We start from the raw sequence: 18,372 nt of genomic DNA, 5'->3' as shown, positions 1-18,372 counted from the left end.
TGCGGGTGGGGTAATCGCTGTGTAACACGCGCCTGATAGCCGGTCAATAATTTATTCTTGCTTTCGCCGAAAAAAGGAATAAATATTCCTGATGCTTCCGAGGAGGGTGACCGCGTGATGATCCAGGCTTCCCCCCACCGCCCCGTGCGGTCCCGCTGGCTGTCGCGCGCCGTGGTGGCTGCACTGCTGGCCACCAGCGTCGCGCCAGTGTGGGCCGAGGCGCCGCGTGCCGCGCCCAGCGCTGATTTCGGCGGGGTCATCGCGCTGCGCGAGGCCTACCTCAGCCCCGGCTTCTGGGCCGATCGCCTGCCCGATCCGGACCGCGTGATCCTCGATCGCGCCGGTATCGCAGCGCAGAACGCCCGGATGCGGGCCGAGGATGCCTCGATCCATGACCTGCGCGCGCTGCCGGCGCAGCTGCCCCGCGCTCACGTGCTGGGCAGCATCCAGTCGCTGTCCAAATGGCCGGAGCGCACGCTGTATGGCCAGGACGGCAAGACCATCAGCGACCGGCAGCGCACTGACACCTTGGCCAATCTCGCGCTGGAGGCGATACCGGCGCAGCGCCCCCTCCAGTACGGCCTGGTCACCCATCGTGCCGCGCTGCGGGCGTTCCCGACCGCGCTGCGGGTGTTCAGCAGCCAAGGCGACACCGACATCGACCGCTTCCAGGAGTCGGCGCTGTTCCCCGGCGACGCCGTCGCGGTGCTGCATGAAAGCGCCGACGGGCGCTGGCTGTTCATTACCAGCGAACGTTATTCGGCGTGGATCGAGAAGCGCTTCGTGGGTATCGGTGACGCGGACACCGTGCTCGGCTACGGTCAGCACGGTCCTTACCGCGTGGTCACCGGCGCCACGGCGTTCACCGCCTACACCCCCGAGGAACCGCGCGTGTCGCGGCTCCAACTGGACATGGGCGTGCGCCTGCCGGTGATCGCCGACTGGCCGCTGGAGAAGACCGTCAATGGCCAACAGGCCCACGCCGCGCATGTGGTGCAGCTGCCGGTGCGCGATGCCGAGGGCCGCCTGGCGCTGATCCCGGCATTGCTGCCGCGTTCGCAGGACACCGCGGACGACTACCTGCCGCTGACCCCGCGCACGTTGCTGACCCAGGCCTTCAAGTTCCTCGGCGAACGCTACGGCTGGGGCCACGATTACGACACCCGCGACTGCAGCGGCTTCGTCTCGGAGATCTACCGCAGTGTCGGCGTGCTGATGCCACGCAACACCAGCGCGCAGGCGATCAGCCCCGCGCTGGACCGCATCGCCTTCACCGCGAAGGACGGCACCCCCACGCGCGATGCCGCCGTAAAAGCACTGCAGGTCGGCGATCTGGTCTACATCCCCGGGCACGTGATGATGGCGATCGGCCACATCGACGGCCGTACCTGGCTGATCCATGACACCGCCGGCGGCGGCTGGATCGGCGCGGACGGCAAGCGCGTGCAGGCCCATCTCAACGGCGTGTCGGTCACTCCACTGGAGCCGATGATGGCCAGCGATACCGTGAGCTACATCGACCGCATCACCAACATCCAGCGCCTTCGGCCACAGACCCCCTGAATGAAGATCACCGACATCGAACTCGGCATGCTGCGCGTGCCGCTGAAGACCCCGTTCAAGACCGCGCTGCGCACCGTGGACACCGTCGAAGACGTGGTGGTGCTGGTCCGCACCGACAGCGGCCACACCGGCTACGGTGAAGCGCCGGCCACCGCGGTGATCACGGGGGACACCCACGGCTCGATCATCGAGGCCATCGACAGCTTCATCAAACCACGCCTGATCGGCGAGGACGTGGCCAACCTCAACCGGCTCTGCGGGCTGATCCAGACCTCGATGGAGCGCAACACCAGCGCCAAGGCGGCGGTGGAGATCGCGGTCTACGATCTGTGGGCCCAGCTGCACAACGCACCGCTGTACCGCATGCTCGGCGGTGGCGATCCGGTGATCACCACCGACATCACCATCAGCGTGGACTACATCGACAAGATGGTGGCCGACTCGCTCTCGGCGATCGAACGCGGGTTCGAATCGCTGAAGATCAAGGTCGGCAAGGACATCGGCCTGGACATCGAGCGGGTCAAGGCGATCCACGCCGCGGTGCAGGGCCGCGCCCTGCTGCGTCTGGATGCCAACCAGGGCTGGACCGCCAAGCAGGCCGTGCACGCGATGCGCGCGCTGGAAGAAGCCGGCGTGGTGCTGGAACTGCTCGAGCAGCCGGTCAAGGCCGCCGACATCAGTGGCCTGAAATACGTCACCGACCGCGTCAACACCCCGGTCATGGCCGATGAAAGCGTGTTCAACCCCGGCCAGGTATTCGACCTGATCCAGCAGCGCGCCGCCGACATCATCAACATCAAGCTGATGAAGACCGGCGGGTTGTCCAACGCGATCCGCATCGCCGACATCGCCGCGATCTACGGCGTGCCGTGCATGATCGGCTGCATGATCGAATCGAGCATCTCCGTGGCCGCCGCCGTGCACCTGGCCGTCGCCAAGAGCGACATCATCACCAAGGTGGATCTGGACGGGCCGTCACTGGGCCAGTTCAACCCGGTCACCGGTGGGGTCAACTTCAACGAATCGGAAATCACCATCAGCGATGCGCCCGGGCTGGGCATCACCGAGGTACGTGGGCTGGAGATGATCACGCCGCGGCGGTGGTGACACTGCCTGCACCACCTGCGGGTAGAGCCACCCCATGGGTGGCTGCTGTTCGCGCGATTCCGGCGTGCGTAGCCGACCAACGGTCGGCTCTACTTCGCGCGATTCCGCCTTGCGCAGCCGACCAACGGTCGGCTCTACCCGGTGCTTTGCGTATTCTCTCCTTTCCGGACCTGATGCCCCACCCATGCCCCCTCTGGTGAAAATCCGCTCCGAGCGTGACCACATGTCGGCGATCGAACGTCGCATCGCCGACTTCATCCTCGACAACGCCCACCTCCTGCGCGATTACTCCTCCCAGCAGTTGGCCAGTGCATTGGGGATCAGCCAGTCCAGCGTGGTCAAGTTCAGCCAGAAGCTGGGCTTCAAGGGCTACCCCGATCTCAAGTACTCCATCGGCGAGGCCGTCGCGCGCGCCGGCAACGACCCGCACAGCCGGCCACCGGCGCCCGAGGCGGCCGACGGTTTCACCCAGATCGCCGAGCGCCTGCGCGCAAGCAAAGCCGCGGCCGAAGAAGAGACCTGGCTGGCCAATCCCCAAGCCGACATCGAAGCCATCGTGCAGCTGATCGATGGGGCGCCCAAGGTATTCGTCTACGGGTTGGGCGATGACGGCCTGTACGCGCGCGAGTTCGCCATGCGGCTGTCGCTGCTCGGCATGCTCACCGTGCACCACGCCGACCCGATCCTGATGATGGCCAACCTCTCGGCCGCGCGGCCCGGAGATGCGATGCTGGTGTTCTCCGAATTCGGCAAGCTGCCGCAGTTGTTCCAGCTGTCGCGCCAGTTCCAGGACATGGGCGGCAAGGTGGTCTCGATCACCCGCCACAGCGCCAACCCGCTGCGCGCGCACGCCGATGCCAGCCTGGTGCTGTGCGCCCACGACCCGGCGCCGCACGTGGCACAACTGCTGTACCGTTCCTCATTGCAGTCCCTGCTGGATGTTGTCTTCGTCCTGCTGTGCCACGCCAACCCGGACCGCCACCGCCAGCTCGGGGTGAACCTGGAACGGATCGAACACCTGATCGACAGCTGATCCCTGGAGTCCGCCACGATGATGTCGCTGTTCCGTTCCGTCACCGCCGCGGTGCTGCTGCTCGCCACCGCTCCCGTCTTGGCCACCCCACTGGACGGCAGCACGCAGCTGGTCGTGGTCACCACCGAAGGCTGGGACGCCACCCAGGGCAATCTCCAGGCCTTTGAGCGCACTGCGCAGGGCTGGCAGCCGCACGGCGCCGCCGTCGATGTCGCCGTGGGCCGCAGCGGCAGCGCCTGGGGCGAAGGTCTGCATCCGGCCCAGGCCGGAACGCCGCAGAAGCAGGAAGGCGACGGGCGCAGCCCGGCCGGTATCTTTGCGATCGGGCCGGCCTTCGGCTATGCTCCCGGCGTCACCAGCGGCCTGCCCTACCAGCCGATGCGCGACACCAGCTACTGCATGGATGTGCCGGATTCGCCGTATTACAACCGCATCGTCGATGCCGAGGTGGTCGGGGCCGAGGCAGTGGAAGGCTCGACCGAGCCGATGCGGCTGGACCTGCACAACAAGGGCGACGTGCGCTACCGCGAGGGCTTCGTCATCGAGCACAACCCCAAGGCCACGCCCGGGCGTGGCAGCTGCATCTTCGCCCACCTGTGGCGCGCGCCCGGTGAGGCCACCGCCGGCTGCACCGCGATGGCGCCCGCACCGATGACCACGCTGCTGGCCTGGTTGCAGGCCAGCGCGCGGCCGCGCTTCGTGCTGTTGCCGCGCGCGGAGTACCAGCGCCTGCAGGCCGAGTGGCAGCTGCCCGTGCTGGCGGGGAGCGTACCGTGAGTACCGCACCGCCGGATCCGCAGCTCGAACGCGCGGTCAGCCGCTGGCAGATCGTGGGGCTCTCGATCAACGATGTGATCGGCAGTGGCATCTACCTGCTGCCGGCCGCCACCGTTGCCCTGCTCGGTCCCTTCAGTCTGTGGGGCGTGGTCGCCGCCGGCATCGTGGTCGCGCTGCTGGTGCTCTGCTACGCGCAGGCGGCCAGCTACTTCGACGAGCCCGGCGGCAGCTATCTGTATGCGCGTGAGGCGTTCGGCCGGTTTGCCGGGTTCGAGATCGGCTGGATGATCTGGCTGACCCGGATCAGCTCCGCGGCGGCGCTCAGCAATGCACTGGCCGATGCGGTGGCGCGCTTCTGGCCCTGGGCCGGGCATGACATCGGCCGCGTCGCGATCATCGTGGTCTCGCTCGGTTTCCTCACCGCGGTGAACGTGGCCGGCGTGCGCTCGGCGGCGCGCACCGGGGTGATCCTGGTGATCGGCAAGCTGCTGCCGCTGCTGCTGTTCGTGGCGATCGGCGTGTTCTACGTCGATACCGATCTGGCCTTCTCCGGCGTGCGCCCGGACCCGCACGATCTGCAGCGCATGGGCGAAGCCGCACTCCTGCTGCTGTATGCCTACGCCGGCTTCGAGAACATCCCGGCCGCCGCCGGCGAGTACAAGAACCCGCGCCGCGATATTCCGTTCGCGTTGATCACCATGATCATCACCGTCACCGTGATCTATGGCGCGGTGCAGTTCATCGCGCAGGGCACGCTGGCCGGATTGGCCAGCTCGCCGACGCCGCTGGCCGATGCCGCCGCCAGCTTCGGTGGTCTGACGCTCGCCTTGATCCTGACCGTCGGCGCGACGATCTCCATCCTCGGCACCAACAGCAACACGATGATGATGGGGCCGCGCTTCCTGTTCGCGTTGGCGCGCGATGGCTACGGGCCGAAGATCCTGGCCCAGGTGCACCCGCGCTTCCGCACCCCGGCGGCGGCGATCATCGCGCAGGGCCTGATCGCGCTGGCGCTGGCGTTGTCCGGTTCGTTCGTGCAGCTGGCACTGCTGTCGATGACCACGCGCCTGTTCGCCTACATCGGCACGGCCGCCGCGGTGCTGGTGCTGGCGCGTCGTTTCCGTGATCGCCCGGGTGCGCTGAAACTGCCGGGTGGCCCGCTGATTCCGATCCTCGCGCTGGTGCTGTGCCTGGCCCTGTTCGCCAGTGCGAGCTGGCAGAACATCGCCGCGGCAGGCATCGCGTTTGCCGTGGGTGCGGTGATCTACAAATTCCCGCGCCGCGATCACCCGGGCTGAGCCGATGCGCAGGTGAATGGCGCTTGATGTGTCATTCACCTCGCGGGTCCATGACGTTAACCCGGCTTTGGGTACGGTGAAGCTTCACCCAACCGGAGCCAACACATGAGCACTGACTATCAGATCCCCGGCCGGGTGCCGGAAGACGGTGTCCCGCGCCAGGCCGTATCGGACTATTGGCGTGAGCGCTTCCCGAGCGAACCGTACTACGACAACAACCAGTTCTTCGATGATTACGAGCCCGCGTATCAGCTCGGTCATCGCACCCGTGCCGACGACATGATCCGCGCGTATGAAGAAGTGGAGGCCGAGCTGCAGACCCGCTGGGCGCAGGAACACGGCCAGAGCAAGCTGAGCTGGGAACAGGCCCGCAATGCGGTGCGCCGCGGCTGGGATGAATCCACCGCGCTGCGCCAGGCACACCTGGACAAAGGCGTGCCGCGCGGTACCTGATCGCGCCTGCCCTCACGGCGACAGCGCAAACGACAGCGGCGGCCTTCGGGTCGCCGTTGTCATGTCCGCAGGACCTTTGGTCCACGCGACGTTGATGGCCATGGTGTACAACAGGGGCTGGCCATCGCCTCCCCGACGGAGACTTCCATGACCCGCAAGCTGTTGCTCACCCTCGCTATCAGCCTCACCCCCGCCCTGTTCACCACCGCCTGCGTCGCGGCAGACACGGCCAGCCCCAGCGCGCCCGTGCTCAAGAAGGCCCAGTGGCCGTTCGCGGCCACCGAGTTCGCCCGCTTCGACGAGCCATGGGCGATGAGCTTCCTGCCCGACGGCAGCCTGCTGGTCACCGAGAAGAAAGGCGCGCTGAAGCACTTCAACGTGCAGACCCGCAAGACCGCGACCATCACCGGTGTGCCCGAGGTGGCCTACGGCGGCCAGGGGGGCTTCGGTGACGTGCTGCCGCATCCTGACTTCGCGAAGAACCAGCTGATCTATCTCAGCTACGCCGAGGAAGGCGACGGCGATACCCGCGGTGCTGCGGTGGCGCGCGCGCGCCTGGCACTGGCCGCCGATGGCAGCGGCACGCTGGAAGACCTCAAGGTGATCTGGCGCCAGACACCGAAAGTCAGCGGCAAGGGCCACTACGGCCACCGTCTCGCCTTCGGTCCGGACGGCAAACTGTGGATCACCTCCAGCGAGCGCCAGAAGTTCGATCCGGCCCAGGAGATGAGCGGCAACCTCGGCAAGCTGATCCGCCTCAACGACGACGGCAGCGTGCCGGCCGACAATCCGTTCGCCTCGCAGGGCGGCGTTGCCGCGCAGGTGTGGTCGCTGGGCCATCGCAATGCACTGGGTATCGCCTTCGATGCGCGCGGCAAGCTGTGGGTGCATGAAATGGGCCCGGCCGGCGGTGACGAGTTGAACCTGATCGAACGCGGTGCCAACTACGGCTACCCGATCGTCTCCAACGGCAGCCACTACGACGGCCGCGACATCCCCGACCATGACACCCGTCCGGAGTTCGCTGCCCCCAAGGTGACCTGGACCCCGGTGATCTCCCCGGCCGGTTTCATCATCTACAACGGGACGCAGTTCCCGGCGTGGAAGGGCAGCGGCTTCATCGGCGGCCTGTCGTCCAAGGCGCTGGTCCGCGTGGCCTTCGACGGCGACACCGCCCGCGAGGCCGAGCGCTTCGACATGGGCGAGCGCATCCGCGAGATCGAACAGGGTCCGGATGGCGCCATCTGGCTGCTGGAAGACGGCAGCAACGGCAAGCTGCTCAAGCTCACGCCGAAGGCCTGAGCCCTGGCAGGCTGCCGGCGCATCGCCGGCAGCCTGCACAACTCACGCGCGCTCTGGCGCTACATCGGCTTACTGGATGGTCACGACCTTGACCTCGGTGCGGCTGCAGGCCGCGTCCAGGCACGTGCCGTTGAGCCAGACCTGGCCGTCGCCGATCATCACGCCCTGCTGGTTGACCATGACGTCGTCGAATTTCTGCGCCGCGATCGCCTTGCGCACGGCCGGGGTCAGGATGCGCTCGTAGTTGCGCTGGAACTCGCCGGGGCCGGTGATCTTGGCCCCGTTGGCGATGTTCAACGGGAAGCGGACCTCCTCGACCACGGCCGCGCGATCGCCGCCATTGACGGCTTTCTGGAAGGCATTGAAGACCGCTTCGTACTGGGCAGCGTCGCCGAGGACCTGGTCGATGCGCTGACGGACGTCGCTGGTGCCAGCGCTGGTCGGCGCGGTGGGTTCCGTGGCAGGTGTCGTGGCACCGCCCGCAGCAGGCGCAGCGGCATCTGGCGCGGGGCTGCCGGCAGTGACCGCATCCGGCGACAGGCCCGAGGACGGCACGGTGTCACCTGGCGTCGGGCGGCCTTCAGGAATGGCGGTGGCCGGGCCCTGGGCAGGGTCCGCGGCAGCGGTATCGGCCGGCGGCGGCGCCGACGGACTGCAGGCGGCCAACCACAACGGGCTGGCCAAGGCCAACAGCAACGGGGTACGGGACAGGCGCATGGGTGGCTCCATCGGTTTCACGAGAGAGCCAGCGTACCCGCCGAAACGTCAGCCGCCGATGATGGATCCACGGTAGTGGGGGGGGGGGGCGGGCGCCGCGGTTTGCCATCTTGTTTCCGGGGGGCCGCCCCGGGGCGGCCACTACTGGTGAGGCGATGCCGCCTCAGGCAGCCAGCAGCTCGAAGATCACCGGCTCGCCGCTGATCGACGATGCGCACACCCACAGCTCGAACTGACCCGGCTCGGCGCGGAACACGCCATCGCGACCGGTGAAGCCCAGCGCATGGCGGTCCAGCGTGAACTGCACCTCGGTGCTCTCACCCGGCTGCAGGGCGATCTTGTCGAAGCCCTTCAGCTCGCGCACCGGCCGCACGCGGCTGGCCACACGATCGTGGATGTACAGCTGCACCACTTCCTCACCCGCCACCGCACCGGTATTGGTCAGCGTCGTGGTGATGGTCAGGGTGTCGTCCCAGCCCAGCTGCGCGCTGCTCAGCTGCGGCACGCCATAGGCGAACGTGGTGTAGCCGATGCCGTGGCCGAAGGCGTACGCCGGCTCGTTCGGAATCTCGCGCCAACGTGCCTTGAACTCGGACATGGTCGGCAGTTCCGGGCGACCGGTACGCGCGTGGTTGTAGAAGTACGGCTGCTGGCCGGAGACCTGCGGGAAGCTGACCGGCAGGCGGCCGGACGGGTTGTAGTCACCGAACAGGACATCGGCCACGGCGTGCCCGGTCTGGGTGCCGAGGTACCAGGTGATCGCCACGGCATGCGCATTGCGCACGGCGCCCTGCAGGGCCAGCGCGCGACCGTTGCGCAGCAGCACCACCAGCGGCTTGCCGGTCATCGCCACCGCTTCAGCCAATGCCTGCTGCGCGGGCGGCAGGGTGATCTCCACGCGCGACTGTGCTTCACCGCTGTACCGCTGCGGTTCGCCCAGGGCGAGCACCACCACGTCGGCACGCAGCGCGGCGGCCACGGCCTGTTCGATGCCATCCTGCACGGCCGCTTCCAGATCGCAGCCCGGCACGATCTCCAGCAGCGCTTCATCGCTGATCGCCGCGCGGACGCCGGCTTCCAGGGTGACGTAGCGCGACTTGTCGCCGAACAGCGTCCAGCAGCCTTCGATGTTCTCGCGGTCCTGCACGAACGGCCCGATCAGCGCGATCTTCTGCCCGGCCTTCTTCAGCGGCAGCACCGACTCCGCATTCTTCAGCAGCACGATCGAGCGGCGCGCGGCATCGCGCGAGAGTTCGTCATGCGCGGCGATGTGCGAGGTGTCCGCTTCACGCGCCAGATCCAGCGAGCGGTACGGATCGTCGAACAGCCCGATCGCCTCCTTCAGGCGCAGGATGCGGCGCACCGATTCGTCCAGCGTGGCCATCGGCACTTCGCCGCTCTCGATCAGGCCCGGCAGGTGCTCGGCGTAGAAGCCGCTCTGCATGCTCAGGTCCAGGCCGGCGGTGAAGGCCTTGGCGGTCGCGTCGCGGTCATCGGCAGCGTAGCCGTGCGCGACCAGCTCCATGTCGGCGGTGTAATCGGAGATCACCACGCCCGGGAAGTTCCACTCCCCGCGCAGGATGTCGGTCAGCAGCTCGGCGTTGGCGCTGGCCGGCACGCCGTTGATGTCGTTGAAGGAGGACATCACGGTCAGGGCGCCGGCTTCGAAGGCGGCCTTGAACGGCGGCAGGTGGACGTCGCGCAGGGTCTGCGGGGAGATGTCGACCATGTTGTATTCCATGCCGGCCATCACCGCGCCGTAGGCGGCGAAATGCTTCGGGGTGGCCAGCAGGGCATCGTCGGCACGCAGGTCCGGGCCCTGGAAGCCGCGCACACGGGCGGCGGCGAACGCACAGCCCAGCACCACGTCTTCACCGGCGCCCTCGGCACCCCGGCCCCAGCGCTGGTCGCGGGCGATATCCACGGCCGGTGCATAGGTCCAGTGCAGGCCGGCAGCGGTGGCTTCCACCGCGGTGGCACGGGCGGTGCGCTCGGCCAGGTCCGGCTCGAAGCTCGCGGCCTCGCCCAGCGGGATCGGAAACACGGTGCGCATGCCATGGATCACGTCCGCAGCCAGGATCACCGGGATCTTCAGGCGGCTTTCTTCCAGCGCGACCTGCTGGATGCGGCGGCCGGCTTCCACGCCGACGCCATTGAACAGCGAGCCCACCTTGCCCTCGCGCACCTGCTGCAGCACCTGGTCGGCGTTGCTGACGTTGGCTTCCGGATTCACATCCGGCGCGAACGGGCGGACCATGTCGGCGAACACACCCAGCTGGCCGACTTTTTCTTCGACGGTCATCTGGGCAATGAGGGTTTCGATACGATCGGCGGCCACCGGCTGTCCTTATGAAAACGTTTACAAGCCCGGGATTCTAGCGTTCCCGAAGCCGTTGTGAATGACTTTTGCGTTCATTTTTCTTCCCCGGAGGGAGACCCCCGCCGCCGCGCAGGCGGCGACGGAGGCACAGGAGCTTACTCCGCGGCGGCCAGGCGCTGCTGCCCCGCCATCAACATGGCGTCGCTGGATTCCTGGAAAACCCGCAGCCCGAAGGCCGGAAGGATCGCCAGCAGATGATCGAACACGTCCGACTGCACCCCCTCGTACTCACCCCACGCCGTGCTGCGCGTGAAGCAGTAGATCTCCAGCGGCAGGCCCTGGGTCGTGGGCTGCAGCTGCCGTACCAGCAGGGTCATCTCCGTATGGATGCCCGGATGGTGCTGCAGGTAGCGCTCCACGTAGGCCCGGAAGGTACCCAGGTTGGTGACCCGGCGCGCATTGACGGCCGCCACGCCCTTGGCCTGGAGTTCGGCGTTGTACTGCTGCAGCTCGGCCTGCTTGCCGCGCAGGTAATCGCCCAGCACCGCGAACTGCTCCAGCTCGGCCAGTATCGGCGCATCGACGAAGCCGACGCTGTGCTGGTCCAGATACAACGAGCGCTTGATCCGGCGCCCGCCCGCTTCCTGCATGCCGCGCCAGTTCTTGAACGACTCGGTCACCAGCTTCTTGGTCGGGATGGTGGTGATGGTCTTGTCGAAGTTCTGCACGGTGATGGTGTGCAGAGCGATGTCGATCACGTCGCCATCGGCGTTCTGGCTGGGCATCTCGATCCAGTCGCCCAGCCGCACCCGGCCATCGCCGCTGATCTGCACGCTGGCCACCAGCGACAGGATCGTGTCCTGGAAGATCAGCATGAGTACCGCGGTGGCTGCGCCGAGGCCGGTGACCAGCGGGCCGAGCTTCACCCCCAGCAGGGTCGCCACGATCGACAGGCCGGCGATCACGAAGACAACGATCTTCACGACCTGCAGGTAACCCTTGATCGGCTTGTTGCGCGCATCCGGGCGGCGCTCGTACAGATCGTTGGCGGCGTCCAGCGCATGCGAGACGGCCAGCGCCACGGTCAGCACCGCCCACGCCCGGCACGCCCCGATCACGAACTCCACCAGCTCCGGCGGGAGGTCCGGCACGATCCGGATGCCGGCGGCGATGACCATGCTCGGCACCACGTTGGACAGCCGCGAGATCACCCGCAGGTTGTTGCCGCCTTCATTGCCCGCGCTGTGGCCAGGCAAGCGGTTGACCAGCTTGCGCAGGCCGCGCAGCAGGATCTTCTTGGTGACGAAGTTGGCCAGCCAGGCCGCCAGGGCCAGCGCTGCCAGCACCAGCAGGGTGTAGGCCCAGGGCCAGGGCTCGAGGGTCCGCTGGACACTGTCCAGCCATCGGGTTGCCACTACCGCATCCAACATCGTGTATCGCTCTCCTATCAGGGGTATCAGGGCGTTGCCAGGTCCTGCGCGCTGCGCTCGATGATCACGCCGACCGCGCGCGCGCCGCGTACCGCGCCGGGCTTGCTGAGCTTCAGGCGCAGCCATTGCACGTTGAATTCACGCAGCACGATCTCGGCGATGCGCTCGGCCAGGGTTTCGACCAGGCCGTAATCCGAGTCACGCACGAACTGCTCGATGCGCTTGCTCACGGCTTTGTAATTGAGGGTATCGGCGATGTCGTCGCTGGCCGCCGGGCGGCGGTTGTCGAAGCCCATTTCCAGATCGAAACGCAGGGTCTGGCGGATCCGCCGTTCCCAATCGTAGATCCCGATCAGGGCATCGATCTCGAGCCCTTCGATGAATACCTTGTCCATAGCCATGCCACGTGGAAGATGGCGACCATGGTAACGGGGCTGTCCGGAATGTGCCGGGAACCGGGGTGAGTGGGCGCGCCCTACACCGCCGGCAGCGTCGCCATGTCCCAGCGCGGCGTCACCTGCACCTGGGGCGGAGTGTGCTGGCCCGCTTCCAGACGCAGCGCGCCGGCGAAGGCGATCATCGCGCCGTTGTCGGTGCACAGCGCCGGGCGCGGGAAGCAGGCGCGGCCACCGCGGCGGGCGGCCATCTGCTGCAGCTTGGCGCGCAGGCGCTTGTTGGCCCCTACCCCGCCGGCCACCACGATCACATCGGTGCCCGCCGCATCCAGCGCGCGTTCGCACTTGATCGCCAGGGTGTCGACCACGGCATCTTCAAAGCCGCGCGCGATGTCGGCGCGGGTCTGCTCGCTCTGATCGCTGTCGCGCCAGGCCAGCAGGACCTGGGTCTTCAACCCGGAGAAGCTGAAATCCAGCCCGGGGCGATCGGTCATCGGGCGGGTGAACTTGAACCGGCCCGGCGTGCCGCGCTCGGCCAGGGCGGCCAGCTGTGGGCCACCGGGGTACGGCAGGCCCATCAGCTTGGCGGTCTTGTCGAAGGCCTCGCCGGCGGCGTCGTCCAGGGTCTCGCCGAGCAGGCGGTACTGGCCGATCCGGTCCACGGCGACCAGCTGGGTATGCCCACCGGACACCAGCAGGGCCACGAAGGGCGCCTGCGGCGGGTCGTCTTCCATCAGCGGGGCCAGCAAGTGGCCTTCCATATGATGTACACCGACCGCCGGCACCTCCAGCGCCCAGGCCAGCGAACGGGCCACGCCCGCCCCCACCAGCAGCGCGCCAACCAGCCCGGGGCCGGCCGTATAGGCCACCCCGTCGATGTCGGCCACGGTCATGTCGGCCTCGGCCAGGGTCTGCCGGATCAGCGGCAGCAGTTTGCGCACGTGGTCACGGCTGGCCAGCTCGGGCACCACCCCGCCGTATTCAGCGTGGAGGGCGATCTGGCTGTAGACCGCATGGGCGCGCAGGGCGTCGATCCCGGACAGGGAGGTGTCATACACCGCCACGCCGGTCTCATCGCAGGAAGATTCGATACCAAGGACTCGCATAACGGGTATTATGGACCTCTTCAGGCCCCGGCAGACGTACGCTGGCCTGTCTCTGCATCACCCGTGGCCAAGAAGTTCGCCGGGGTGGGTTGCAACTTCTTTTCTCGCCGCTATAATGTGCGGCTCTCACCGGGCGTGACCCGGTTCTACTGTGTCCCGGAGATTCCATGCCCAGCGTTAAAGTCCGCGAGAACGAGCCCTTCGAGTTTGCGCTCCGTCGCTTCAAGCGCACCTGCGAAAAGGCCGGCGTGCTGGCCGAAACCCGCAAGCGCGAGTTCTATGAAAAGCCGACCCAGGAGCGTAAGCGTAAGGCTGCCGCTGCTGTGAAGCGTCAGCTGCGCCGTTCGTCGCGCGACGTTACCAAGCGTCAGCGCCTGTACTGATCGGACGCAACTTCGATACGGCAGGCCTTGGCCTGTCGTGACGGAGCCGAAGCCGGAACGCGCGAGCGTTACCGGCTTTTTGCGTTCCAGCGCTTCGGCGCCCCGCTTTCCTTTTCCACCGACACGAGGTGTTCCCATGAGCCTGAAGCAGCAGCTCACCGATGACATGAAGGCCGCCATGAAGGCCGGCGAGAAGCACCGCCTGGGCGTGATCCGCCTGATGAACGCCGCGATCAAGCAGCGCGAAGTCGACGAGCGCATCGAGCTGGACGACGCCGCCGTGCTCGCCGTGCTGGAAAAGATGGTCAAGCAGCGCAAGGACTCGGTCACCCAGTTCGAAGCCGCCAACCGCGAAGACCTGGCCGTGATCGAGCGCGAGGAAATCGTGGTGATCGACCAGTACCTGCCGGCCAAGCTGGGCGAGGCCGAGATCGCGGCCGCCATCCAGGCCGCCATCGCCGAAACCGGCGCGACCACCCCGGCCGACATCGGCAAGCTGATGGGTGCGCTCAAGCCGCGCCTGGCCGGTCAGGCCGACATGGGCGTGGTGTCCAAGCTGGTCAAGCAGCAGCTGGCCGGCTGATCCCGCCGCCACGCTGCAGTGAAAAGGCCCGCTCTCGCGGGCCTTTTCCGTTTCAGCAGGTCCGTTGTTACGAGGCCTGGCGGCAGTTGCGCAGCGTCATCGAGCTTTCCTCGATCGAACTGATCTCGCCTTCCAGCTTGGCCCAGTCGCGCTCGCGCAGCATGGTGAAGTTGGCGGCCTGATCCGACGCGAATTCACAGCGGATGGTGTAGTTGTTGTTGTTGAAGGTGTCGTTCTGGCGGACGCGCAGCAGGCCGCGGGTCGGCGTGACCAGGTAATTGATCGAGCCGATGTCACCGGGCTTGGTCGAATACCGGTTGGAGTTGACCGTATAGATCTGGCCGTCGATCTGATAGCGCCGCCCCACGTACTTCGCGTACAGCGGCAGGAACGTGGCCGAGCGATCGCCCTTGTCTTCCTTGTTCGTGTTGGTCCCCAGCATCAGATCCTTGAAGGCACCGGCACTGCGGTACAACGCCATCGTGTCTTTCACTTCCTTGCCCATCATCTTGGACAGATCCGGCGCTGCCACCGCCTCGACGGCCGGCATCGGGTACTGGGTGCGCCCCGCGGCGGCGACCGCGTCGCCCTGGCTGCCCGCCTTGAGCTTGTCCAGCATTCCGCACATGGACTGCTTGGCCGCCGCCGGCTCGACCGACTGACCGCGGGCCAGCTTGGTCGCCAGGGTGACGCGACCGGTGCGATCGGCGGTGCCCACCAGGACCAGCGGGACGCGCAGCCCTGTGCGCTGGATCAGGTACTGGTCGCCGGTATCGCCCTCCACCAGCTGCCCCGCGACTTCGAACTTGTCATCGCCGCCGATCTTGCGCAGCTGGTCCAGTGCGCTCTGCACCTTCAGGCCCGGCACCGTGACATCGGCCATGTACAGCGCACCGTTGCGCGCATCCCCTACCGTCTTGAAAGCCTTGTCGCAGGCCCCGGAAGCCATCGCCGGACCTGCGGCCGCCAACAGCGCCATCGTCGTGTAGACCATTCCTTTCATGAAGCGTCCTTTCTGCTGTGAAGGTGGAAAACCGGGCAAAAGGATAGCGCGATATCCGTCAAGATCCTGACGTGACCGGACCACTTCACCCGGTGCAATCCGTCGATTTGCTAGAACGGGGGCCTCGCTTCCGACCTGATGCCGTCCATGCACCCGCCGAGCCACTCCCTCTCCAGGATCCGCAAGCACATGGCGCGGCTGGAGCAGAGCTTCCCCGCCGTGCTGCTGCGCCGCTTCATCGATGCGGACGTGATGACCCAGGCCGCTGCGCTGGCCTTCTACGCCCTGCTCTCGATGGCGCCGCTGCTGGTGCTGCTGTTGTGGCTGACCGCCTCGCTGTACCCCCCGGCGCAGCAGGCGTTGCTGGGCCAGATCAATGATGTGGCCGGCACCAGCGCCGCCTCGGTGGCGGAGACCGTGCTCAGCAACGCCAACAACCAGCCGGACATCGGCACGCTGGCCGGCGTATGGAGCACCCTGCTGCTGTTCATTGGTGCCACGGCGGTGTTCGCCCAGCTGCAGAACGCCCTGAACCTGATCTTCAACACCAGCGGCGAGCGCCTGGATGGCATCGTGGCCTGGTTGCGCAAGCGGGTGTTTTCGTTCGGCGTGGTGCTGGCGCTGGGCTTCCTGCTGATCCTCTCGATGACCGCCACCACGATGCTGCAGGTCGTGTTCGCGCACCTGCCCTCGGTGCTGCCGGCGATCGGCTATCTGACCAGCCTGGCGCTGTACACCGTGGGCTTCGCCTTCCTTTACCACTACCTGCCCGACCGCCGCGTGGCGTGGCGCCAGGCCTTCATCGGCGGTGCGATCACCTCGGCCCTGTTCGCACTGGGCCGCTATGGCATCGGCCTGTACATCGCCACCGTCGCACCGGGCAGCGCGTATGGCTCGATGGGCGCCCTGGTGATCTCGCTGGTGTGGATCTACTACGCCACGGTGGTGTTCTTCGTCGGTGCACTGATGACCTCGGTGATCGATGAGCGCCTGCGCGCCCATGCCGTGCTCGCCGAGGCTGGGGTGGAGCCACCGAAACCGGGCGAACCGGCCGGCAGCTAGTAGACTAGCGGTACCCCCGCTTCCGCGCGTGGCCGTGACCGGCCATGCCCCCGCCTGCTGCCCATGGCCCGTATCCCCGACGCATTCATCGACGACCTGCTGGCCCGCTCCGACATCGTCGAGGTGGTGGGCAGTCGCGTGCCGCTGAAGCGCCAGGGCAAGGAATACGCCGCGCGCTGCCCCTTCCATGACGAGCGCTCGGCCTCGTTCACGGTCTCACCGACCAAGCAGTTCTATCACTGCTTCGGCTGCGGCGCGCATGGCACGGCGATCAGCTTCCTGATGAATTACGACCGCCTCGAGTTTCTCGACGCGGTCGATGAGCTGGCCAAGCGCGTGGGCATGGAAGTGCCGCGCGATACCCAGCCGCGCACCGCCCAGCAGCAGGACGACAGCCGCGATCTGTACTCGGCGCTGGACGCGGCCACGCGCTTCTTCCAGACCGCGCTGAAAGGCAGCGACAAGGCACGCGCCTACCTGGACCAGCGCGGCGTCGATGAGGAGAACCGCGAGCGCTTCGCCATCGGTTACGCACCGGACGGCTACAGCGCGTTGAAGGATGCACTGGGCAAGGACGAGCGGCGCATGAAGCTGCTCGACCGCGCCGGCCTGTTTTCCAAGAACGACCGCGGCCACGTCTACGACAAGTTCCGCGATCGGGTCATGTTCCCGATCTTCGACCGCCGCGGGCGCGTGATCGCTTACGGCGGCCGGGTGATGGAGAAAGACGACGGCCCGAAGTACCTCAACTCGCCCGAGACCGCGCTGTTCCACAAGGGCCGCGAGCTGTACGGCCTGTGGCAGGTGCGCCAGGCCAACCAGAAGATCGAGCGGCTGATCGTGGTCGAGGGCTACATGGACGTGGTCTCGCTGTTCCAGTTCGGCGTCACCCAGGCGGTGGCGACCCTGGGCACGGCGACCACGCCGGACCACGCCGAGCTGCTGTTCCGCAACGCGCCGGACGTGTTCTTCTGCTTCGATGGCGATGCCGCCGGCCGTCGCGCCGGCTGGCGCGCGCTGGAGTCGGTGCTGCCGCGCATGAAGGACGGCCGCCAGGCCTTCTTCCTGTTCCTGCCCGATGGCGAAGACCCGGACACCATCGTGCGCAAGGAAGGCCGCGAGGGCTTCGATGCCCGGCTGCAGCAGGCCACGCCGCTGTCGCAGTTCTTCTTCGACGAGCTCACCCGTGAGGTCAACATGGGCACGCTCGACGGCAAGGCACGCCTGGCCGAACGGGCCAAGCCGATGCTGGCGCAGATTCCCGATGGCGCCTTCGGCGACCTGATGAAGCAGCAGCTGACCACGCTGACCGGCTTGGGCGCCAAGCCCAGTGCGTCCGCGCAGCCCTCACGCCAACCGCAGCGCGCGGTGGCACCGGCACAGCGCCGCAGCCTGGTGCGCGCGGCCATCGCGATCCTGCTGCAGCAGCCCTCGCTGGCGATGACCCTGGAAGGCCATCACTTCACCGGCCTGCGCCTGCCCGGCATCGAACTGCTGACCGAACTGCTGACCCTGGTCGAGCAGCGCCCGGACATCAGCACCGGCGCGCTGCTGGAGCACTTCGAAGGCCGCGAGGAACAGGAATCGCTGCACAAGCTGGCCGCGCAGACCCTGCCTGGTGATGAGGCGATGTGGACCCAGGAACTGCATGACGCAGTGGCCCAGCTGGAAAAACAGCTGCTGATGCAACGTCTGGATGAGCTTCAGGCAAAGCAGAGCCAGCAGGGTCTGGACGATACTGACAAGTACGAGCTGCGCGAACTGCTCAAGGCGCGCAGCACCCTCCGCTTCTGACCAACGGAGCCGCCGTGGCATCCCACCTCGCGAACCCCGCTGCATC

The 18,372-nt window shown here is 67.1% G+C and carries 17 protein-coding genes; 11 read left to right on the top strand and 6 right to left on the bottom strand.

The features are described 5' to 3' along the window. Positions 1–207 precede the first annotated feature (207 nt). From ABE472_RS16005 to ABE472_RS15975, 7 genes are all read left to right on the top strand, one after another. Positions 208–1,563, top strand: a complete 1,356-nt coding sequence (locus tag ABE472_RS16005; protein ID WP_346466617.1) for an SH3 domain-containing protein — start codon at positions 208–210, stop codon at positions 1,561–1,563. After that, complete coding sequence (locus tag ABE472_RS16000) at positions 1,564–2,670, top strand: dipeptide epimerase (RefSeq protein ID WP_313220114.1); 1,107 nt, start codon at positions 1,564–1,566, stop codon at positions 2,668–2,670. A gap of 184 nt (positions 2,671–2,854) precedes the next feature. Then, positions 2,855–3,703 carry a MurR/RpiR family transcriptional regulator gene (locus ABE472_RS15995; RefSeq protein WP_121042293.1) on the top strand — a complete coding sequence of 283 codons (849 nt, stop codon included), beginning with the start codon at positions 2,855–2,857 and terminating at the stop codon, positions 3,701–3,703. 18 nt (positions 3,704–3,721) lie between these two features. Beyond that, the gene (locus tag ABE472_RS15990) at positions 3,722–4,480 is read left to right on the top strand and encodes a hypothetical protein (RefSeq protein ID WP_346464101.1); all 759 of its coding nucleotides are present in this window, start codon (positions 3,722–3,724) and stop codon (positions 4,478–4,480) included. Beyond that, positions 4,477–5,778: an amino acid permease gene (locus ABE472_RS15985; RefSeq protein ID WP_346466606.1), complete on the top strand. Its 1,302-nt coding sequence runs from the start codon at positions 4,477–4,479 to the stop codon at positions 5,776–5,778. Before ABE472_RS15990 ends, ABE472_RS15985 begins: the two co-directional genes overlap by 4 nt. Before the next feature lie 105 nt (positions 5,779–5,883). Next, a complete protein-coding gene (locus tag ABE472_RS15980; RefSeq protein ID WP_070471533.1) occupies positions 5,884–6,231 on the top strand; it encodes a hypothetical protein in 348 nt (115 codons plus the stop codon). Positions 6,232–6,378: 147 nt separating this feature from the next. After that, positions 6,379–7,533, top strand: a complete 1,155-nt coding sequence (locus tag ABE472_RS15975; RefSeq protein ID WP_313220116.1) for a PQQ-dependent sugar dehydrogenase — start codon at positions 6,379–6,381, stop codon at positions 7,531–7,533. Positions 7,534–7,602: 69 nt separating this feature from the next. Here ABE472_RS15975 and ABE472_RS15970 read toward each other — a convergent pair whose 3' ends face one another. From ABE472_RS15970 to tsaD, 5 genes are all read right to left on the bottom strand, one after another. Then, positions 7,603–8,250 carry a hypothetical protein gene (locus ABE472_RS15970; protein ID WP_346466605.1) on the bottom strand — a complete coding sequence of 216 codons (648 nt, stop codon included), beginning with the start codon at positions 8,248–8,250 and terminating at the stop codon, positions 7,603–7,605. A gap of 163 nt (positions 8,251–8,413) precedes the next feature. Then, positions 8,414–10,588: a glycoside hydrolase family 3 N-terminal domain-containing protein gene (locus ABE472_RS15965; RefSeq protein ID WP_313220117.1), complete on the bottom strand. Its 2,175-nt coding sequence runs from the start codon at positions 10,586–10,588 to the stop codon at positions 8,414–8,416. A gap of 137 nt (positions 10,589–10,725) precedes the next feature. Then, complete coding sequence (locus ABE472_RS15960; RefSeq protein WP_346466604.1) at positions 10,726–12,000, bottom strand: mechanosensitive ion channel domain-containing protein; 1,275 nt, start codon at positions 11,998–12,000, stop codon at positions 10,726–10,728. A gap of 26 nt (positions 12,001–12,026) precedes the next feature. Next, complete coding sequence (folB, locus tag ABE472_RS15955; RefSeq protein WP_088434566.1) at positions 12,027–12,395, bottom strand: dihydroneopterin aldolase; 369 nt, start codon at positions 12,393–12,395, stop codon at positions 12,027–12,029. A gap of 80 nt (positions 12,396–12,475) precedes the next feature. Continuing rightward, positions 12,476–13,501 (bottom strand): tRNA (adenosine(37)-N6)-threonylcarbamoyltransferase complex transferase subunit TsaD, encoded by a 1,026-nt coding sequence (gene tsaD / locus ABE472_RS15950; RefSeq protein ID WP_259262101.1) that lies wholly within the window; start codon positions 13,499–13,501, stop codon positions 12,476–12,478. Positions 13,502–13,668: 167 nt separating this feature from the next. Here tsaD and rpsU point away from each other — a divergent pair, with 167 nt between their 5' ends. Next, entirely contained in the window at positions 13,669–13,884 is a 216-nt protein-coding gene (rpsU, locus tag ABE472_RS15945; RefSeq protein WP_002808376.1) for a 30S ribosomal protein S21, read from the top strand. A gap of 136 nt (positions 13,885–14,020) precedes the next feature. Continuing rightward, positions 14,021–14,467: a GatB/YqeY domain-containing protein gene (locus ABE472_RS15940; RefSeq protein WP_346466603.1), complete on the top strand. Its 447-nt coding sequence runs from the start codon at positions 14,021–14,023 to the stop codon at positions 14,465–14,467. 67 nt (positions 14,468–14,534) lie between these two features. On the opposite strand, the gene ABE472_RS15935 is transcribed toward ABE472_RS15940, so the two are convergent. Then, positions 14,535–15,470, bottom strand: coding sequence for a hypothetical protein (locus ABE472_RS15935; RefSeq protein WP_313212964.1), 936 nt, complete (start codon positions 15,468–15,470; stop codon positions 14,535–14,537). 138 nt (positions 15,471–15,608) lie between these two features. Between ABE472_RS15935 and ABE472_RS15930 the strand changes: the two genes are divergently transcribed. Both ABE472_RS15930 and dnaG read left to right on the top strand, forming a co-directional pair. Further along, positions 15,609–16,532 carry a YihY/virulence factor BrkB family protein gene (locus ABE472_RS15930; protein ID WP_313212962.1) on the top strand — a complete coding sequence of 308 codons (924 nt, stop codon included), beginning with the start codon at positions 15,609–15,611 and terminating at the stop codon, positions 16,530–16,532. A gap of 63 nt (positions 16,533–16,595) precedes the next feature. Then, a complete protein-coding gene (gene dnaG / locus ABE472_RS15925; RefSeq protein ID WP_346464577.1) occupies positions 16,596–18,326 on the top strand; it encodes a DNA primase in 1,731 nt (576 codons plus the stop codon). Positions 18,327–18,372 lie beyond the last annotated feature (46 nt).

The organism is Stenotrophomonas sp. TWI809 (genome assembly GCF_039673205.1).
Taxonomy (GTDB): Bacteria; Pseudomonadota; Gammaproteobacteria; order Xanthomonadales; family Xanthomonadaceae; genus Stenotrophomonas.
Note: the sequence above shows the minus strand (reverse complement) of the source record. Positions and strands in the feature narration are given on the sequence as shown.

Coding starts and splice junctions, on each gene's coding strand:
- ABE472_RS15970 (WP_346466605.1), bottom strand. CDS start 8,250: ATGCGCCTGTCCCGTACCCCGTTGCTGTTGGCCTTGGCCAGCCCGTTG.
- dnaG (WP_346464577.1), top strand. CDS start 16,596: ATGGCCCGTATCCCCGACGCATTCATCGACGACCTGCTGGCCCGCTCC.
- ABE472_RS15930 (WP_313212962.1), top strand. CDS start 15,609: ATGCCGTCCATGCACCCGCCGAGCCACTCCCTCTCCAGGATCCGCAAG.
- ABE472_RS15960 (WP_346466604.1), bottom strand. CDS start 12,000: ATGTTGGATGCGGTAGTGGCAACCCGATGGCTGGACAGTGTCCAGCGG.
- ABE472_RS15935 (WP_313212964.1), bottom strand. CDS start 15,470: ATGAAAGGAATGGTCTACACGACGATGGCGCTGTTGGCGGCCGCAGGT.
- ABE472_RS15975 (WP_313220116.1), top strand. CDS start 6,379: ATGACCCGCAAGCTGTTGCTCACCCTCGCTATCAGCCTCACCCCCGCC.
- ABE472_RS15990 (WP_346464101.1), top strand. CDS start 3,722: ATGATGTCGCTGTTCCGTTCCGTCACCGCCGCGGTGCTGCTGCTCGCC.
- rpsU (WP_002808376.1), top strand. CDS start 13,669: ATGCCCAGCGTTAAAGTCCGCGAGAACGAGCCCTTCGAGTTTGCGCTC.
- ABE472_RS15980 (WP_070471533.1), top strand. CDS start 5,884: ATGAGCACTGACTATCAGATCCCCGGCCGGGTGCCGGAAGACGGTGTC.
- ABE472_RS15940 (WP_346466603.1), top strand. CDS start 14,021: ATGAGCCTGAAGCAGCAGCTCACCGATGACATGAAGGCCGCCATGAAG.
- tsaD (WP_259262101.1), bottom strand. CDS start 13,501: ATGCGAGTCCTTGGTATCGAATCTTCCTGCGATGAGACCGGCGTGGCG.
- folB (WP_088434566.1), bottom strand. CDS start 12,395: ATGGACAAGGTATTCATCGAAGGGCTCGAGATCGATGCCCTGATCGGG.
- ABE472_RS15995 (WP_121042293.1), top strand. CDS start 2,855: ATGCCCCCTCTGGTGAAAATCCGCTCCGAGCGTGACCACATGTCGGCG.
- ABE472_RS16000 (WP_313220114.1), top strand. CDS start 1,564: ATGAAGATCACCGACATCGAACTCGGCATGCTGCGCGTGCCGCTGAAG.